At 55.0% G+C, this 16384-nt stretch carries 21 protein-coding genes; 8 read left to right on the top strand and 13 right to left on the bottom strand.

Features of this window, described 5'->3' with window-relative positions; genetic code table 11:
* Positions 1 to 126: 126 nt before the first annotated feature.
* A complete protein-coding gene (locus tag D5066_RS01800; protein ID WP_119914860.1) occupies positions 127 to 1053 on the bottom strand; it encodes a Kdo(2)-lipid IV(A) acyltransferase in 927 nt (308 codons plus the stop codon).
* 222 nt (positions 1054 to 1275) lie between these two features.
* Here D5066_RS01800 and trhO point away from each other — a divergent pair, with 222 nt between their 5' ends.
* On the top strand, positions 1276 to 2325 hold the full coding sequence (gene trhO, locus D5066_RS01795) for an oxygen-dependent tRNA uridine(34) hydroxylase TrhO (protein WP_119914859.1): 1050 nt from the start codon (positions 1276 to 1278) through the stop codon (positions 2323 to 2325).
* A gap of 41 nt (positions 2326 to 2366) precedes the next feature.
* Here trhO and D5066_RS01790 read toward each other — a convergent pair whose 3' ends face one another.
* From D5066_RS01790 to mdtH, 9 genes are all read right to left on the bottom strand, one after another.
* The gene (locus tag D5066_RS01790; RefSeq protein WP_080327543.1) at positions 2367 to 2945 is read right to left on the bottom strand and encodes a YceI family protein; all 579 of its coding nucleotides are present in this window, start codon (positions 2943 to 2945) and stop codon (positions 2367 to 2369) included.
* Between the two features lies 1 nt (position 2946).
* Positions 2947 to 3513 (bottom strand): cytochrome b, encoded by a 567-nt coding sequence (locus D5066_RS01785; protein WP_080327542.1) that lies wholly within the window; start codon positions 3511 to 3513, stop codon positions 2947 to 2949.
* 218 nt (positions 3514 to 3731) lie between these two features.
* Positions 3732 to 3845, bottom strand: a complete 114-nt coding sequence (locus D5066_RS01780) for a YceO family protein (RefSeq protein WP_080328158.1) — start codon at positions 3843 to 3845, stop codon at positions 3732 to 3734.
* Positions 3846 to 3905: 60 nt separating this feature from the next.
* A complete protein-coding gene (gene solA, locus D5066_RS01775) occupies positions 3906 to 5024 on the bottom strand; it encodes an N-methyl-L-tryptophan oxidase (RefSeq protein ID WP_119914858.1) in 1119 nt (372 codons plus the stop codon).
* A 116-nt stretch (positions 5025 to 5140) separates the two neighbouring features.
* Entirely contained in the window at positions 5141 to 5395 is a 255-nt protein-coding gene (gene bssS, locus D5066_RS01770) for a biofilm formation regulator BssS (RefSeq protein WP_003858012.1), read from the bottom strand.
* 273 nt (positions 5396 to 5668) lie between these two features.
* On the bottom strand, positions 5669 to 5914 hold the full coding sequence (gene dinI / locus D5066_RS01765; RefSeq protein WP_080327540.1) for a DNA damage-inducible protein I: 246 nt from the start codon (positions 5912 to 5914) through the stop codon (positions 5669 to 5671).
* 74 nt (positions 5915 to 5988) lie between these two features.
* Entirely contained in the window at positions 5989 to 7035 is a 1047-nt protein-coding gene (gene pyrC, locus D5066_RS01760; RefSeq protein WP_119914857.1) for a dihydroorotase, read from the bottom strand.
* Positions 7036 to 7161: 126 nt separating this feature from the next.
* Positions 7162 to 7722: a lipoprotein gene (locus tag D5066_RS01750; protein WP_080327537.1), complete on the bottom strand. Its 561-nt coding sequence runs from the start codon at positions 7720 to 7722 to the stop codon at positions 7162 to 7164.
* Between the two features lie 124 nt (positions 7723 to 7846).
* Complete coding sequence (gene mdtH / locus D5066_RS01745) at positions 7847 to 9055, bottom strand: multidrug efflux MFS transporter MdtH (protein ID WP_080327536.1); 1209 nt, start codon at positions 9053 to 9055, stop codon at positions 7847 to 7849.
* 236 nt (positions 9056 to 9291) lie between these two features.
* Between mdtH and rimJ the strand changes: the two genes are divergently transcribed.
* The 4 genes from rimJ (at position 9292) to murJ (ending at position 13127) form a co-directional block, all read left to right on the top strand.
* On the top strand, positions 9292 to 9876 hold the full coding sequence (gene rimJ, locus D5066_RS01740) for a ribosomal protein S5-alanine N-acetyltransferase (protein ID WP_080327535.1): 585 nt from the start codon (positions 9292 to 9294) through the stop codon (positions 9874 to 9876).
* A 9-nt stretch (positions 9877 to 9885) separates the two neighbouring features.
* Positions 9886 to 10536 carry a YceH family protein gene (locus D5066_RS01735; protein ID WP_119914855.1) on the top strand — a complete coding sequence of 217 codons (651 nt, stop codon included), beginning with the start codon at positions 9886 to 9888 and terminating at the stop codon, positions 10534 to 10536.
* Positions 10537 to 10538: 2 nt separating this feature from the next.
* Entirely contained in the window at positions 10539 to 11462 is a 924-nt protein-coding gene (locus tag D5066_RS01730; protein ID WP_119914854.1) for a Gfo/Idh/MocA family protein, read from the top strand.
* Positions 11463 to 11591: 129 nt separating this feature from the next.
* Entirely contained in the window at positions 11592 to 13127 is a 1536-nt protein-coding gene (gene murJ, locus D5066_RS01725; RefSeq protein WP_080327532.1) for a murein biosynthesis integral membrane protein MurJ, read from the top strand.
* Between the two features lie 59 nt (positions 13128 to 13186).
* Here murJ and flgN read toward each other — a convergent pair whose 3' ends face one another.
* The 3 genes from flgN to flgA all read right to left on the bottom strand — a co-directional run bounded on the left by flgN (position 13187) and on the right by flgA (position 14663).
* On the bottom strand, positions 13187 to 13612 hold the full coding sequence (flgN, locus tag D5066_RS01720) for a flagella biosynthesis chaperone FlgN (RefSeq protein ID WP_008500818.1): 426 nt from the start codon (positions 13610 to 13612) through the stop codon (positions 13187 to 13189).
* A 4-nt stretch (positions 13613 to 13616) separates the two neighbouring features.
* The gene (gene flgM, locus D5066_RS01715) at positions 13617 to 13910 is read right to left on the bottom strand and encodes a flagellar biosynthesis anti-sigma factor FlgM (RefSeq protein ID WP_014883360.1); all 294 of its coding nucleotides are present in this window, start codon (positions 13908 to 13910) and stop codon (positions 13617 to 13619) included.
* Between the two features lie 93 nt (positions 13911 to 14003).
* Positions 14004 to 14663 carry a flagellar basal body P-ring formation chaperone FlgA gene (gene flgA, locus D5066_RS01710; RefSeq protein WP_119914853.1) on the bottom strand — a complete coding sequence of 220 codons (660 nt, stop codon included), beginning with the start codon at positions 14661 to 14663 and terminating at the stop codon, positions 14004 to 14006.
* A 157-nt stretch (positions 14664 to 14820) separates the two neighbouring features.
* On the opposite strand from flgA, the gene flgB reads away from it, so the two are divergent.
* From flgB to flgD, 3 genes are read left to right on the top strand one after another with little or no spacing between them, the layout of a single operon-like run.
* A complete protein-coding gene (flgB, locus tag D5066_RS01705; RefSeq protein ID WP_014883362.1) occupies positions 14821 to 15237 on the top strand; it encodes a flagellar basal body rod protein FlgB in 417 nt (138 codons plus the stop codon).
* Between the two features lie 3 nt (positions 15238 to 15240).
* Positions 15241 to 15645 carry a flagellar basal body rod protein FlgC gene (flgC, locus tag D5066_RS01700; protein WP_013097138.1) on the top strand — a complete coding sequence of 135 codons (405 nt, stop codon included), beginning with the start codon at positions 15241 to 15243 and terminating at the stop codon, positions 15643 to 15645.
* Positions 15646 to 15656: 11 nt separating this feature from the next.
* A complete protein-coding gene (gene flgD / locus D5066_RS01695) occupies positions 15657 to 16367 on the top strand; it encodes a flagellar hook assembly protein FlgD (RefSeq protein ID WP_080327530.1) in 711 nt (236 codons plus the stop codon).
* Positions 16368 to 16384 lie beyond the last annotated feature (17 nt).

The raw sequence follows: 16384 nt of genomic DNA, 5'->3' as shown, positions 1-16384 counted from the left end.
TGAGGTGCAGAGCACCTGAAGCATGAAGTAATAAGCCTGCTAATTATGCGCCTGGGTTATGATTGCCGCAATGAGGGGAAGCTTTTAAAGCTAAAACAGCATGCGGCCCTGAAGGCCGCAGGAGGATCAATAGCGGGACGGCGTGCCTTCAGGCCGGGTTTTAAAGCGGCGATGCAGCCACATGTACTGCTCAGGCGCCAGCATGATGCACTTCTCCACCACGCCGTTCATCCAGCGCGCGGTGGTTTCCGCATCGTCAAGCGGCGGCGCGAGTTCCGGCTCAAGCATCATCAGCTCGTAGCCTGAGCCATCCGGCATACGGCGGGGCACAAAGGGAACGATGGCGGCTTTGGACATGCGTGCCAGCATCCAGGTGCCGGTCGTGGTGGCGGCCTCGTCGACGGCGAAGAAGGGGACAAAGACGCTGGATTGCGGACCGTAGTCGTGATCGGGGGCATACCAGACCACTTCACCGGATTTCAGCGCGCGGATCATGCCCTTCAGATCCTTACGGTCGATCATGCTTTTGTTGGAGCGCATGCGGCCGTTGGTCTGGATGAGATCGATAACCGGGTTATCGTTAGGACGGTAAACGCCGATACCGGGCGCCTGCATGCCAAACATACGCGCCCCGATTTCGAGCGTCAGGAAATGGACGCCGATCAGCAGAACGCCCGTCTGATTAGCCTGAAGCGTATGCACCGGTTCCATGCCGGTCCCTGTAACCTTGCTCCAGCGCGCCATGCGTTTGTCCGGCCAGAACCACGCCATGCCGGTCTCCATGAGCCCCATGCCGACGGATTCGAAATTTTTCGAGACCATATCATGGCGCTCTGCCTCGCTCATCTGCGGAAAACACAGCTCAAGATTACGATACGCAATGCGGGCGCGACGCTTCATAAACGTTTGCGCGAGTCGGCCTAAAGATTTACCTAACCGGAAAATAACAGGGTAGGGAAGCTGTACCAGTAGCCATAAAAAGCCAATGCCAAGCCAGGTCATCCAATAGCGGGGGTGCAAAAGGGCGACGGTAAATTTTGGTAACTGGGTCATGTCTTTCCTGTGTTCTAACGTCCTGTTATGCCATTGTCGCATTTTTTGAGACATAGCCAAAATATCTGCCGCCGAAACTTGCACGACCGCAGTAATTGTTAACCCTGATTAATCAGGGTGTGTGAAATGTAGCGTAAATTGTGTGGATGTAAATTGGTTTTGTTTGCTATATGATGCCGACCGATTTTTCATTCTCTCTGACGATTCCAGGACTTGTACACCATGCCAGTGTTACACAACCGCGTTTCGAATGAGATGTTAAAGGCGCGTATGTTGGCTGAAACCGAACCGCGCACGACCATCTCATTCTACAAATACTTCACCATCGACGATCCGCAGGCGACCCGCGATGCGCTTTATCAGGCCTTCACGGCGCTGAACGTCTTCGGGCGCGTCTATCTTGCCCGCGAAGGCATTAACGCGCAGATTAGCGTGCCGGAAAGCAAAGTGAACGCGTTCCGCGACGTGCTTTATAGCTTCGATCCGGCCCTAAACGACTTGCGCCTGAACATTGCCCTGGATGACGACGGGAAATCCTTCTGGGTGCTGCGCATGAAGGTGCGTGAACGCATCGTGGCGGACGGTATTGACGATCCTGAGTTTAACCCGGCGGACGTCGGTGAATATCTGAAAGCTGCGGAAGTGAATGCGATGCTGGACGATCCGGATGCCGTGTTCATTGATATGCGTAACCACTACGAGTATGAAGTGGGGCACTTCGAGAACGCGATGGAAATCCCGGCCGATACCTTCCGCGAGCAGCTGCCGAAAGCGGTGGAGATGATGCAGGAGCATAAGGATAAAAAAATCGTTATGTACTGCACCGGCGGTATCCGCTGCGAGAAGGCCAGCGCGTGGATGAAGCACAATGGGTTCAACAAGGTCTGGCACATTGAAGGCGGTATTATCGAGTACGCCCGCCGCGCCCGTGAGCAGGGCTTACCGGTACGCTTTATCGGTAAAAACTTCGTCTTTGATGAGCGTATGGGCGAGCGCATTTCAGAAGATGTGATTGCCCACTGCCACCAGTGCGGTGCGCCGTGCGACACTCACACCAACTGCAAAAACGACGGGTGTCATCTGCTGTTTATCCAGTGTCCGGCCTGTGCCGAGAAGTTTAACGGCTGCTGTAGCGAATTGTGCAGCGAAGAGAGCATCCTGCCGGAAGAGGAGCAGCGTCGTCGTCGCGCAGGACGTGAAAACGGCAACAAGATTTTTAATAAATCACGCGGCCGTCTGAATACCAAACTGGGTATCCCTGACCCGGAATGAGAATAACGCCCGGCACGGTGAAAGCCTGCCGGGCGAATCTATTATGACTTCTGCTGTACACCTTCAACGGAAATAACCAGCTCAACGTCCTGCGACGCCGGGCCTAAATCCGTAGTGATATTAAAATCTTTCAGGTGAATTTTACCTGCCGCTTCAAAACCTGCGCGCTTACCGCCCCACGGATCGTCGCCCTGACCGATCAATTTCGCATCCAGAGTAACGGGTTTGGTTACGCCATTCAGCGTCAGATTACCGGTAATAGCCAATTTATCACCGTCTTTTTTCACTTCCGTAGAGGCGAAGGTCGCCTGCGGGAATTTTGTGACGTTCAGGAACTCTGCGCTGCGCAGGTGTTTATCGCGCTCAGCATGGTTCGTGTCGACGCTGTTCGTATTAATGGTCACGTTGACCTTATCAGCCGCAGGATTTTTATCGTCAAAAGTGAATGTGCCGTCAAAATCCTTAAAGGTGCCGTACAGCCAGCTATATCCCAGATGCTGAATACGGAAATTGACGAAAGCGTGCTGGCCTTCTTTATCAATTTTATAATCAGCCGCCACGGCGGAACCGGCGGTAAATAACAGAGAACCCAGGGCGATACCCAGCAGGTGTTTTTTCATTTTATGCTCCAGAGTCAACTGACGAGCGGCCAAGCATGCGCTTAAGCGTATCGTCTTTATCAATAAAATGGTGTTTAAGGGCGGCGAGCCCGTGCAGCACGGACAGGATCACCACGCTCCAGGCAAGCCAGAGGTGAACGACGCCTGCGGTGTCAGCCTGAGCTCCTGCATCGCTGAGCGTGGCCGGGACGTCAAAGAGGCCGAACACGCTAATCGGTTTACCGTCTGCCGTCGAGATGAGGTAACCGCTGATCAGGATGGCAAAGAGCAGCGCGTAGAGCGCAATATGCGCGGCAACGGCGCTGACGCGGGTAATTTTACCGTATGTCTTTAGTGGCGCAGGCGGCGGGGAAATATGTCGCCAGACAGTGCGAAAAACCAGCCCCAGCATCAGCAGAACGCCGATGCTTTTATGCAACTCGGGAGCCTGATGATACCAGCCGTCATAATAGCTGAGCGTCACCATCCAGAGTCCAAGTCCGAACATACCATAGACGGCAATGGCAAATATCCAGTGTAAACTTATGGATATTATTCCGTAGCGCCGGGAGGAGTTACGCAATTGCATCAGAATGTCCATGTTCAAATTAACCGAAACGTAAAAATGAACGGGAAGACGTGATATTGCAACTGAAATAATTGACTATTGATTTTTATTTTATTTATTTCAGCGATTTTGAAAAGAATCGGCAAGATTAATTCAATGGCTTCGTGCAAGAGGCAATAGGCGGAAGAAAAAAGATTAAATAAACATAAAGTAACGTCAATTAATGTCAGTTAGTGATTTCAATAAAACACAACGTAAATAACATCAATGATAGCCAGCAGCGCCCACAATAAGATATAGAGCATCAGGTGCTCGCGAATATTATTGATGAGAAAAGAAACGATCCTGCGCATAACGCCCCGCCACTGAGTATGAAGAAAATGGACCCCGGTATTGCCGGAGCCCATTGCCGATTATCCGTTAAAACGCGAGAGTGAGAAGGGGGTCAGATCAAACTGCGGCGTTATACCCTGGGCAAACTGCGCGGCGATTTCACCCAGCACGGATGCGAATTTGAAGCCATGGCCGCTCAGCCCGGTGATCAGCAGGGTATTGTCATGTCCCGGCAGCGTATCAATGATAAAGTCTTCATCCGGCGTGTTGTCGTAGGTACAGGCCGCGCCATACAGTAAGCCACCAACGCCCGGGAGAATATTGCGCAGGAACGAGAAGGCTTCTGAACCATCCTGCGGGTAGGCGCCAAACGGTTTGCGCTCCTCAGGTGAGGAGATAACCTGCCCGCCGTTGTGTTTCCCAATCTTGAGCGCGTCTTTCTCGGAAGGGAACCCGTAAAACTGATCGCCATTCGGTAATTCGCCAGTGAATGCCGGGAATTTATTCTGCGCGCTGTAGCGACCATCCGACTGGAACCACGAGAAGACCTTACGTACCGGCTGGATGGGCAGATCTGGTAGCAGGCGGGTGACCCAGGTTCCCGCGCTCACCAGCAGGCGGGACGCGGAATAGTCGCCGTCAGGGGTCGTCACCGTGACGCCATTAGCATCATGCGTGATGGCATTCACCGGGCAGTTAAACAGCTGCGCGCAGCCCGCTTTGGCGGCAAGGTCGATCCAGGTTTTGATCGCCGTTTCACAGTGCAGCACGCCGGAGTTGGCTTCAAAAAGGCCGATATAATCATCCGGGACGGTAATTTCAGGCCAGCGGGCGGTAATGCCCGTCGCGTCCAGCGTCTCAACGTCAAGATTGAAGGCTTTCGCGCTGCGTTCGACGCTGGCAAGAAATTCCGACCGCGCCGGGCCAAGGTTGATTACCCCTGTACGCTCGAAAACGCGTTCTTCGGTCTGTTTCGCCAGCTCATCCCACAGCGTCTGGGCGCGAAGCACCAGCGGAACATAGCGTTCACCTTCGCCATAGGCATGGCGAATGAGGCGGGTGTCCCCGTGATGACTGCCTTCCTTGTGGGGCGGCAGATGGGCGTCAATCATCAGGACGTTAAGCCCTGCCTGTGTCGCGTAATAACCGGCAGCCGATCCGACGGAGCCGCTACCAATAATGATTAAGTCGTATCTCATATGCATCTCGTAAACTAACGTTTTGTTAGCAGAGTAATTAACAACGCGGGCGTAAACAAGCGGGAAATAAATAAGGCACCGCGAGGGTGCCTGTAGAGTGAAAAGTGGGCATAACGTTAGTGCCGTTTATACTCATTTTCCTGATAGTCGCCAGATTCTATTTTTGCAATACCTGCCTCTAAAATAGAAATAAACTGACGGGCGACGTCTGTTGTTAGCCACAACGTCTGTCCAACTTCCGCTTCGTCACGGTTGAGTTGATTCGGGGTCTGGTAGTGCAAACGCAGCATCAGCGCATCGTAGCTATCTACGGTACTGATATCCCAGCCAACGAGTGGGTGGGTCTGGATGACTTCGCTATTCTTTTCCATTATAACCCCCTAAATGCGTGTTAGAAGACAACGGCTCTGAGGTTCAATGCATGTTTTTCTGAAAGCATCTTCAGTATACCAAGTAATAAGGGTTCCAACGGGAAAAATAAACAGGTAGCAACACATTTTTCTGCTTTTTAGGATTGTTCGAACAATAAAACACCATCTCGTTCACGATTTTTTAAGAAGACGCTGAATTAATTTGAACTTTAGGAATTTCGGACAAAAAAAAGCCGGGGCGACCCGGCAAAAAAACACAATGAGGGAGCAGTGTTAATCCGTGATGAACCAGTCGTCCGCGCTTTCCCACGTTTCCTGCAGGATTTCGCTGATGCGATCTTTATCTTCTTTCGCGGCACCAATGACGGAGAGGTTGTTCGCAGCGGCGTAACGCACCGTTACGGCGCCCGCGTTGTCGGGAAACGTGCTGTTAATACGGCGGGATAATTCGCCTGCCAGAGCGTCAAGCGCGCCAGCAGGCAGAACGGTAGTTTTGGCTATGGTGACTTCAATACGCATAAATGCCCCCTGTGTAATATACTGTTTATTTATACAGGTATATTATCGTTTTGACAACAAGGGGCACTGATTTTTTAACGTTTTACCGTCCAGTTGACGGTTTCACCCGCCAGGAAAGGGATCAGCGTGTCATCCGTCAGGGCAATGGACTCCTCAACGTGGCTCGCTTTGCGCTCCAGTTCGATGAAGGTGTTGTTGACCGGCAGGCCGTAGAAGCGCGGACCGTTAAGAGAGCAGAACGCTTCAAAATGTTCCAGCGCGTTCATCTCTTCAAAGACGGTCGCGTAGCTGGCAAGCGCCGTTGGGGCGTTGAAGCAACCTGCGCAGCCGCAGCTCGCCTCTTTACGATGGCGGGCATGAGGCGCAGAGTCCGTGCCCAGGAACGCGCGAGAGAAGCCGCTGGCAACCAGCTCGCGCAGCGCTTGCTGGTGTACGTTGCGCTTGAGGATCGGCAGGCAGTACAGGTGGGGACGCACCCCGCCCACCAGCATATGGTTACGGTTAAACATCAGGTGCTGCGGGGTGATGGTCGCGGCAATCAGCTCGTTGCCGTCACGCACATACTCTGCCGCGTCTTTCGTGGTGATATGTTCAAACACCACTTTGAGCGCGGGCAGACGCTGGCGCAGGGGCTCCATGACGGTTTCGATAAAACGGGCTTCACGGTCGAAAATGTCAATCTCCGCATGCGTCACTTCACCATGCACCAGCAGCGGCATGCCCAGCTTCTGCATACGTTCCAGCACCGGCATGATGGCATCAATGCTGGTAACGCCGTGGCTGGAGTTGGTGGTGGCATTTGCCGGGTAGAGTTTCGCCGCCGTAAATACGCCTTCGTTAAATCCGCGTTCCACTTCATTTGGATCCAGCGAATCGGTGAGGTAGCAGGTCATCAACGGGGTGAAATCATGTCCCGCCGGAACAGCATCCAGAATGCGCTGGCGGTAGGCGATCGCGGCATCGACGGTGGTGACTGGCGGAACCAGGTTTGGCATGACAATCGCGCGGCCATAAATTTCGCTGGTATAGGGCACGACGGTTTTCAGCATATCGCCATCACGCAGATGGATATGCCAGTCGTCAGGGCGGCGGATTTTAAGAACCTGGGGTTGTGCAGTCATGGAAGCTCCGGCTTGTCAGGAATCAGTCATAAGGATGGCTGTTTTTGCCGGACACAAATCATAAGCGGAAACGTTTTCGTTTGCACACTTTTCCGTAAAAAAAAGGGCGCCGCAGCGCCCTTCAGGTTAGTCGGTGAAAGGAATGATGATTTCTCCCGGCTTCACCTCTATGCCTTTTGCGTATTTTTTCGCCAGAGCTTCGCCCTTGCTGTTGTCTTCGCTTAAGACGTACGCTGGCTGCTGGTTAAAGTAATTTCGCAGCGACTGGTTCAGATAGGGCATCAGGGTTTGCAGAACCGGCGCCATCTTGTCCGGCGAAACCTGCGCATCGACCACCTCCATCTCCTGGAGGAAAATTGCCCCTTTTTCTTTATTGAACACGGGAAGCGCCTTCAGCTTGAGCTTGATGTTGGCCTTCTGATTACCAAAAAGAGAGGTCATATCAAGATCGGCATCACCGGCCAGAGTGACTTTATTCGGCTCTTCACGACCAATCTGGCTGGTGAGATTGGTGAGAACGATGTGGGCATCGGCTAGCCCCGGCACGCCAATGTCTTTAGAGAAATTATTATGTTTTTCCAGCGCCTGATTAATTTCCTGCTCACTGACGGTGTATTGCGTAAGCTGGTTACAGCCCACCAGCAGACCGCTGACAATAAATGCGGCGGCAATGACAATTTTCTTCATAGTGTTCCTCAACGAAAAATCGGCGCTTCTGTCCTGTTACGCAAGTATGTCAGTGTGAAATGGCAGAAACCAGCAGAAAATACTGAGAAGTGAGGCGGGAGTTTTCTCCCGCCGGAGGGAAAGGCTACGCGCCAGGCTCGAGCATGCCGCTCGCGCTGCGCTTCTGGCTGAACTGCCACCACAGGGCGAAAAGCGTCATGACGCCCACCACGCCGAGCATCATCCAGGGAAGCTCCGGCTGGTTCAGCGCCTTGCCGGCATCGAACAGCCAGCCGCCGCCGGTGTAGCCCAGCGCACCGCCAAAGGCCAGACCCAGGCGGCTGAAGCCCATATAACTGCCGCGCGCACGCGCATCGGCGAGTGAGGCGCTCAGCGTTTCGCGGGCGGGCTCGGCGATGATGGAGCCGATGTAGAAGGTGCAGATCAGCGTAAAAAGCTGCTGAAGCGTGTTTACCAGACCAATCGGCATCATGCTCAGCGTCATCAGAAACAGCCCGGCCATCAGACGATGCTCCAGGCGAAAACGCCGTTCACTCCAGCGGGCAATGGGGTAGAGCAGAGTTAACGACAGGCAGGCTTCGATGGCGTACATCCATTTCACCGCAGCAGGCGTGCCCGCAATATCGTTCACCATGATCGGCAGCATCAGCATCACCTGTACGGCCAGCATGTAATACCCGGTTAAGGTCAACACGTAGGTAACAAAACGCTTGTCGCGCAGCACGCGTCCGAGCCCCTCGCGCACCGGCGCTTTCACCGTCGATAGCTTCCAGGCAGGAAGATAGAGGCCGTTAAACAGCGCGCACAGAATAAAGAGCACTGCCCCGGCCGCACAGACGAGGCGGAAATCGTACTGCAGCAGCCAGCTGCCCAGCAGCGCGCCGACAACTGCCCCGGCACTGTCCTGCATCATCAGAATGGAGAAGAAGCGACCGCGATGCTGCGGACGAATCAGCTTCACCACCAGCGCGGTGCGCGGCGGATCAAACAGGGTGCCCCCAATACCGGAGAGGAAGCAGGAGAACCAGAGCAGCCAGGGCTCGTGGGCAACCGCCATCGTGGCAAAGCCTGCCGCGCGGAGCAGCATACCGGTCACGATCATCGGTTTAGCACCAAAGCGGTCAGCGATCGCGCCGCCAAAGACGCCAAGACCCTGCTGGACAAACTGACGTAGCCCCAGCGCAATACCGACCATCAACGCCGCCCAGCCCATTTGATCGACAAAGCGGATCGAGATGAGGGGGAACACGACAAAAAAGCCGAGCACGACCAGCATGTTATCGACTAAGAGGAAATATTTACCCAGGCTCCTCGCCTGTGATACGCGGGACATTTTCCCTCCAGGGAAAATAAGAAGATGAGCACGCTAACATTCTGCGGTGTCGCCGCGTTTTTTCCCACCCCTCGGCGCGACAATATTTTTTTATCAAAAAGGTGCTTTGATAGAGAGTTCTCATCGAAAAATGTGAAAAGAGGTCAAAATGGTATGTCACTGTTTTCACAGACGGCACAGGCGCAGGTATAGTAAAGCTAATGGGTAAGCTGAAGTGACGGGAAGGAGTGGTATTGATGTTTGGCTATCGCAGTAATGTGCCAAAAGTGCGTCTGACAACGGACCGGCTGGTCGTTCGTCTGGTGCATGAGCGTGATGCCTGGCGTCTGGCGGATTATTACGCCGAGAATCGCCAGTTTTTAAAACCCTGGGAACCCGTTCGGGATGAAAGCCATTGTTACCCCTCCGGCTGGCAGGCGCGCCTCGGCATGATTGCTGAGTTTCATAAGCAGGGCAGCGCGTTCTATTTCGCGCTGCTGGATCCAGAAGAGAAAGAGATTATCGGCATCGCCAATTTTTCAAACGTGGTGCGCGGGTCGTTTCACGCCTGCTACCTTGGCTACTCCATCGGTCAGAAATGGCAGGGGCAGGGTCTGATGTACGAGGCGTTAACGGTAGCCATCCGCTATATGCAACGCACGCAGCATATCCATCGCATTATGGCGAACTACATGCCGCATAATCAGCGCAGCGGCAATTTGCTGGCGCGTTTAGGGTTCGAGAAAGAGGGTTATGCCAAAGACTATCTGCTGATAGACGGAGAGTGGCGCGACCACGTTCTGACGGCATTAACCACCCGTGACTGGACTGCAGGTCGTTAAGGAGAAAAGATGAAATATCAGCTAAACGGTACGGAAGCGCGCGTGATTGGGTGCTTACTTGAAAAACAGGTCACCACGCCGGAGCAGTATCCGCTCTCTGTTAACGCCGTGACCATGGCCTGCAACCAGAAGACCAACCGTGAGCCGGTGATGAACCTCAGCGAGCATGAGGTTCAGGACGTGCTGGATGCGCTGGTAAAACGCCACTATCTGCGCACCGTCAGCGGCTTCGGCAACCGCGTGACCAAATACGAACAGCGCTTTTGTAACTCCGAATTTGGCGACCTGAAGCTGAGCAGTGCGGAAGTGGCGGTTATTACCACGCTGCTGCTGCGTGGGGCGCAAACGCCGGGGGAGTTGCGCTCGCGCGCCTCCCGTATGCATGAGTTCAGCGACATGCAGGAGGTCGAGCAGACGCTGGAAGGGCTGGCCGCGCGCGACGATGGCCCTTACGTAGTGCGTCTGGCGCGCGAGCCGGGTAAACGTGAGAGCCGCTATATGCATCTGTTCAGCGGTGACGTTGACGCCGAAAGCGTGGCGACGGAATCGGATCGCCCTGCAAACAGTGACGACCTTGCCGCGCGTGTAGAGGCACTGGAAGACGAGGTGGCCGGGTTGAAACAGCGTCTGGATGCACTGCTGGCACATTTGGGAGACTAACGGTGAAAAAATTACGCATTGGCGTGGTGGGGCTGGGCGGTATTGCGCAGAAAGCCTGGCTGCCGGTATTGGGCGCTGCGTCTGACTGGACGCTGCAAGGGGCGTGGTCACCTACCCGAGAAAAGGCAGAACGTATCTGCGAAACCTGGCGTATCCCGTATGCGGCATCGCTTCAGGATCTGGCCCGCGAGTGCGATGCGGTATTTGTGCATACCTCAACGGCAACCCATTACCAGGTGGTCAGCGAGCTCCTCAATGCGGGTGTTCACGTTTGCGTGGATAAACCGCTGGCGGAAAATGTCCAGGACGCCGAACGGCTGATTGAGCTGGCGGCACGTAAAAACCTGACGCTGATGGTCGGTTTCAACCGCCGCTTCGCGCCGCTTTACCAGCAGCTGAAGGCGCAGTCCGGCAATATGGCCTCGCTGCGCATGGACAAGCACCGCACCGACAGCGTGGGGCCGAACGATCTGCGCTTTACCCTTCTCGATGACTACCTCCACGTCGTGGACACCGCGCTGTGGCTGACTAACGGCAATGCGCAGCTGAAAAGCGGCACGCTGGTCACCAACGAGCAGGGGCAGATGGTATATGCGGAACACCATTTTGCCGTTGAGCATCTTCAGGTCACCACCAGCATGCACCGTCGCGCGGGCAGCCAGCGGGAATCCGTGCAGGCGGTGACCGACGGCGCGCTGTACGACGTTACCGACATGCGTGAGTGGCGGGAAGAGAAGGGCAGCGGCGTGGTGATGCAGCCGGTCCCCGGCTGGCAAAGCACTCTGGAGCAACGTGGTTTCGCAGGATGTGCCCGCCACTTTATCACCTGCGTGCAAAATCAGACGGTTCCTGAAACGTCCGGCGAGCAGGCCATTCTGGCGCAGCGGATTGTGGAAAGGCTCTGGCGCGATGCCATGAGTGAATAACCCGCTGTAACATCTGCGGATAGTAATTCGTTGAAATCCGGTTAGACTAAGCGCCGCTTGTTGGCTTTGCCGGGTGGCGCTTACGCGTACCCGGCCTACAAATCCGTATGGTTCTGGAAATTCACGTTAATGAACTTATTAAAATCGCTGGCGGCCGTCAGCTCGATGACCATGTTCTCTCGCGTTCTCGGTTTTGCGCGCGATGCCATTGTGGCAAGGGTCTTTGGTGCAGGGATGGCAACGGACGCCTTTTTCGTTGCGTTCAAACTGCCGAACCTGCTGCGTCGTATTTTTGCTGAAGGGGCGTTTTCCCAGGCATTCGTACCTATTCTGGCGGAATATAAAAGCAAGCAGGGTGAAGATGCCACGCGGGTCTTTGTGTCGTATGTCTCCGGGCTGTTGACCCTGGCGCTGGCCGTGGTGACCGTCGTCGGGATGCTGGCCGCGCCGTGGGTGATTATGGTGACTGCGCCCGGCTTTGCCGACACGGCGGATAAATTTGCCCTGACCTCGCAGCTTCTGCGCATTACCTTCCCCTATATTCTGCTCATCTCGCTGGCCTCGCTGGTGGGGGCGATCCTGAACACCTGGAACCGCTTCTCCGTTCCGGCGTTTGCGCCGACGTTCCTCAACGTCAGCATGATCGGTTTTGCCCTGTTCGCCGCGCCGCACTTCAACCCGCCGGTGCTGGCGCTGGCCTGGGCGGTTACCGTGGGTGGCGTGCTGCAGCTGGCGTATCAGCTGCCGCATCTGAAGAAAATCGGCATGCTGGTACTGCCGCGCATCAACCTTAAAGATGCCGGGGCGATGCGGGTCATCAAGCAGATGGGGCCCGCCATTCTCGGCGTTTCCGTCAGCCAAATCTCGCTGATTATCAACACCATCTTTGCCTCGTTCCTCGTGTCGGGCTCTGTTTCCTGGATGTACTATGCTGACCGCCTGATGGAGTTCCCTTCCGGCGTGCTGGGCGTGGCGCTGGGGACCATCCTGCTGCCGTCGCTGTCGAAAAGTTTTGCCAGCGGCAACCATGATGAATACTGCCGCCTGATGGACTGGGGTCTGCGTCTCTGCTTCCTGCTGGCCCTGCCAAGCGCGGTGGCGCTGGGCATTCTGGCCAAGCCGCTGACGGTGTCGCTGTTCCAGTACGGGAAATTCACTGCCTTCGACGCCGCGATGACCCAGCGCGCGTTGATCGCCTATTCGGTTGGGCTGATGGGGCTGATAGTGGTCAAAGTGCTGGCGCCGGGGTTCTATTCCCGTCAGGACATTAAAACGCCGGTGAAAATTGCCATTGTAACGTTGATCATGACCCAGCTGATGAACCTGGCGTTTATTGGCCCGCTGAAGCATGCCGGTCTGTCACTGTCTATCGGTCTGGCGGCCTGTCTCAATGCCGGGCTGCTGTACTGGCAGCTGCGCAAACAGGATATCTTTACGCCGCAGCCGGGCTGGGCGAGTTTCCTCGTGCGTTTAGTTGTGGCAGTGCTGGTGATGTCTGCTGCGTTACTCGGGATGATGCATGTCATGCCGGAGTGGTCCCTGGGCACGATGCCTTATCGTCTGATGCGCCTGATGGCCGTGGTAGGCGTTGGGGTTGTTGCTTACTTCGCCACGCTTGCCGTGCTGGGCTTCAAAGTGAAAGAGTTTGCCCGCCGGACGGCATAAACGCCAAATGGGGAGTCCACCTTAGGGTGCTCCCCACTGCATGATTTGTCGCTCAGGCTTCAAATCGAAATCTTTTTAACACCCGCAATACGTGCCGTCGCCGTCTGACCATCCGCACCGTACAATCCGGTTTCTTTATGCGGCTTTAACACCTCAAGCGCCTGCTGATTGCGCTCAATCTGGCCTTCAAGCAGCCAGCCGTTATGCTGGTTGAGATCGCGCAGATGCTGGGTTTTTTCGGTAATGGTCTGCCAGCGCTCAATAATGTCGTCGTTAGCGCTGCGCTTAGGATCCTGCTCAGCGCGACGCTGTTGCTCCAGGTAATCCAGCGTTGCCAGAAGCGAACTCTTATCTTCAGTAATACGCTGCAGCGCGCTGCCGTTAATGTGACCGGAAGAGAGATGCTGCTGTTCAGCGTCCATTACCGTTTTCAGGTCGTTCAGGACAACCGTCATTTGATCCAGTATTTCTGACAGTCGACTCATACGGTTAGTTACTCTGTAAGAAACTCTGTGCTTCCTGAATCAGGGCGTCAGCGATTTTGCTGGTGTCCATTTTCAGCTCACCGTTGCGAATAGCCGTTTTCAACGCTTCAACGCGTTCCATGTTGATATCGTTGCTGCCTGGCTGCATCAGTTTTGCCTGGGCATCGCTCAGGGTCACGCTGGTGCTGTTAGACGTGGACGGTTTTTCCAGACGCGTTTTCTGTGGGGTAGCGTCGTTCGTTTCGCGAGGCTGTACAGCGCTTACCGGCTTCAGGGCTGATGTACGATCAATGCTCATAGTGTTGTCCTCATCGAGGGTTCGCGGCGTTTGCGCCTGACATCATCATTAGTGGAATATTTATCGGCACGCGCCGCGAAATCTTTAAAAAGATTATAGGTTAATCAGAATATTCCCATCAGAATCGACGGTTCCGCTCACCACCTGGCCTGAGGACATTCTGACGCGGGCGTTTTGCGCCACCGCAGCATTGTTTAACGCTTTCCCTTCACTGTTGATACTAAAGCCGTCTCCGTTGGCAACCACCATCACCTGCTGTCCCGCTTTGACACGCCACGCCTGGCGCAGCATGGAGAGTTGAATCGGCTGGCCCGGTGCGACATCGCGCAGGCTGACGGCGTCCTGTGCCTGGTTAATGTCCAGCATTGTGCGCGGCGGGAGCTGATCCAGACGCCCGCGCTTTAACGTCACGCTGTGTGCCTGCAGCGCGCTGCCACGCGCAATGGGAACGGCGGCGACAACATAATTGCCCGTCGCCTGAACTGCAACCTGTAAATAACGTTTTTCGTTGGCGCAGCGTGCCAGGACGTTCACATTGCCCCACAGCTTCGTGGTCCCCGTCACGCTAAAGGACGGCTGCTCGCAGGTCGGATACAGATTCTGCGGCGTGCGGATGGTCACGTTAACGTCATCGCTAAAGCCCGCCAGCTTCTGCGCGAAAAAATCCGTCAGCGCATTCTGTAGATCTCCGGCCTGCACCAGAGGGCTAAACAGCAAGAAGGTTGCCATCAGGCCACGTTTTAACGTTTGCATCGCAAGTTCCACCGTTACCAGAGTTGAGTGAATTCTACCTGCAGTGGTTTTGCATCAACGGAATAAATAGCGACGCATTTTGCGCTTATTCCGTCGATAGGGGAGACGGGGTGAGATTTAAGCTGTGAACTGAAATTTTGCCATCAGCGGAGGAGACATGCTCGATAAACTCGACGCCGCGTTACGTTTTCAGCAGGAAGCGCTCAATTTACGCGCCCAGCGGCAGGAGATTTTAGCCGCCAACATCGCTAACGCCGATACGCCCGGGTATCAGGCGCGCGATATTGATTTTTCCAGTGAACTTAAAAAGGTGATGGAGCGTGGACGTGCCGAAGGAACGGGTGTTGCACTTGCCATGACATCCTCTCGCCATATTCCCGCTCAGGCGATGACCGCGCCAGCGACCGATTTACTTTATCGCATTCCCGACCAGCCTTCACTCGACGGTAACACCGTGGATATGGACCGGGAGCGTACGCAGTTTGCCGATAACAGCCTGAAATACCAGACGGGCCTGACCCTACTCGGCGGACAAATCAAAGGCATGATGAACGTCCTGCAGGGGGGCAACTGATAAATGGCCTTGCTGAATATTTTTGATATCGCCGGCTCGGCGTTAACCGCCCAGTCCAAACGTCTGAACGTGGCGGCCAGTAACCTGGCGAACGCCGACAGCGTGACCGGACCTGATGGACAGCCTTATCGTGCCAAACAGGTTGTGTTTCAGGTTGATGCTGCGCCAGGCGCGGCAACGGGCGGCGTGAAGGTGTCTGATGTGGTTGAGAGCCAGGCGCCGGACAAGCTGGTCTACGAGCCCGGTAACCCGCTCGCGGACGCTAACGGATACGTGAAGATGCCCAACGTGGACGTGGTAGGTGAGATGGTGAACTCCATGTCGGCATCCCGTAGCTACCAGGCGAACGTCGAAGTGCTTAATACCGTGAAGAGCATGATGCTCAAAACACTCACTCTCGGCCAGTAAAGGAGACATGCATGTCCATCGCCGTAAATGTGAATGATCCGACGAACTCGGGTGTTAACAACACCAAAAGTTCGACGAATTCCAGCTCCCTGACGGGAAGCAATGCCTCCGATCTGCAGAGCAGCTTTCTGACCCTGCTGGTGGCGCAGCTTAAGAATCAGGATCCCACGAACCCAATGCAGAACAACGAACTGACCACGCAGCTTGCGCAGATCAGTACCGTGAGCGGCATTGAGAAACTGAACACGACCCTCGGTTCCGTCTCCGGCCAGATTAACAGCGCCCAGTCTCTGCAGGCGGCAAGCCTGATTGGTCACGGGGTGATGATCCCGGGAACCACGATCCTGGCGGGCACCAGCACCACCGACGGTACGTCGACCACCACCACAACGCCGTTCGGCGTTGAGTTGCAACAACCGGCTGACAAGGTTACCGCAACGATCACGGATGCCAACAACGTGGTAGTACGCACCATTGAAATTGGCGAGCTGAAAGCGGGCGTTCACACCTTTACCTGGGATGGCAGCCTGACCGACGGCACGAAAGCACCAAATGGCTCCTACAAAGTCGCGATTAGCGCCAGCAACGGGACGACCCAGCTGGTGGCGCAGCCGCTGCAGTTCGCGCTGGTTCAGGGCGTGATTAAAGGGGGCGACGGCAACAAACTGGATTTGGGTACCTCGGGTACCACCACACTCGACGAAGTTCGGCAGATTATCTAAGCCTTAACACTTATCAG

This window comes from Enterobacter chuandaensis, from assembly GCF_003594915.1.
Taxonomy (GTDB): Bacteria; Pseudomonadota; Gammaproteobacteria; order Enterobacterales; family Enterobacteriaceae; genus Enterobacter; species Enterobacter chuandaensis.
The sequence above is the reverse complement of the archived record's forward strand: the minus strand, read 5'-3'. Positions and strand labels throughout refer to the sequence as shown.

Bases quoted from the DNA above. Each gene is read 5' to 3' on its own strand.
- bssS (WP_003858012.1), bottom strand. From the start codon at position 5,395: ATGGAAAAGAATAGCGAAGTCATCCAGACCCACCCACTCGTTGGCTGG.
- flgC (WP_013097138.1), top strand. From the start codon at position 15,241: ATGGCCTTGCTGAATATTTTTGATATCGCCGGCTCGGCGTTAACCGCC.
- D5066_RS01785 (WP_080327542.1), bottom strand. From the start codon at position 3,513: ATGCAATTGCGTAACTCCTCCCGGCGCTACGGAATAATATCCATAAGT.
- mdtH (WP_080327536.1), bottom strand. From the start codon at position 9,055: ATGTCCCGCGTATCACAGGCGAGGAGCCTGGGTAAATATTTCCTCTTA.
- flgM (WP_014883360.1), bottom strand. From the start codon at position 13,910: ATGAGCATTGATCGTACATCAGCCCTGAAGCCGGTAAGCGCTGTACAG.
- D5066_RS01790 (WP_080327543.1), bottom strand. From the start codon at position 2,945: ATGAAAAAACACCTGCTGGGTATCGCCCTGGGTTCTCTGTTATTTACC.
- flgB (WP_014883362.1), top strand. From the start codon at position 14,821: ATGCTCGATAAACTCGACGCCGCGTTACGTTTTCAGCAGGAAGCGCTC.
- trhO (WP_119914859.1), top strand. From the start codon at position 1,276: ATGCCAGTGTTACACAACCGCGTTTCGAATGAGATGTTAAAGGCGCGT.
- rimJ (WP_080327535.1), top strand. From the start codon at position 9,292: ATGTTTGGCTATCGCAGTAATGTGCCAAAAGTGCGTCTGACAACGGAC.
- murJ (WP_080327532.1), top strand. From the start codon at position 11,592: ATGAACTTATTAAAATCGCTGGCGGCCGTCAGCTCGATGACCATGTTC.
- D5066_RS01800 (WP_119914860.1), bottom strand. From the start codon at position 1,053: ATGACCCAGTTACCAAAATTTACCGTCGCCCTTTTGCACCCCCGCTAT.
- flgN (WP_008500818.1), bottom strand. From the start codon at position 13,612: ATGAGTCGACTGTCAGAAATACTGGATCAAATGACGGTTGTCCTGAAC.
- flgD (WP_080327530.1), top strand. From the start codon at position 15,657: ATGTCCATCGCCGTAAATGTGAATGATCCGACGAACTCGGGTGTTAAC.
- flgA (WP_119914853.1), bottom strand. From the start codon at position 14,663: ATGCAAACGTTAAAACGTGGCCTGATGGCAACCTTCTTGCTGTTTAGC.
- pyrC (WP_119914857.1), bottom strand. From the start codon at position 7,035: ATGACTGCACAACCCCAGGTTCTTAAAATCCGCCGCCCTGACGACTGG.
- D5066_RS01735 (WP_119914855.1), top strand. From the start codon at position 9,886: ATGAAATATCAGCTAAACGGTACGGAAGCGCGCGTGATTGGGTGCTTA.
- dinI (WP_080327540.1), bottom strand. From the start codon at position 5,914: ATGCGTATTGAAGTCACCATAGCCAAAACTACCGTTCTGCCTGCTGGC.
- solA (WP_119914858.1), bottom strand. From the start codon at position 5,024: ATGAGATACGACTTAATCATTATTGGTAGCGGCTCCGTCGGATCGGCT.
- D5066_RS01780 (WP_080328158.1), bottom strand. From the start codon at position 3,845: ATGCGCAGGATCGTTTCTTTTCTCATCAATAATATTCGCGAGCACCTG.
- D5066_RS01750 (WP_080327537.1), bottom strand. From the start codon at position 7,722: ATGAAGAAAATTGTCATTGCCGCCGCATTTATTGTCAGCGGTCTGCTG.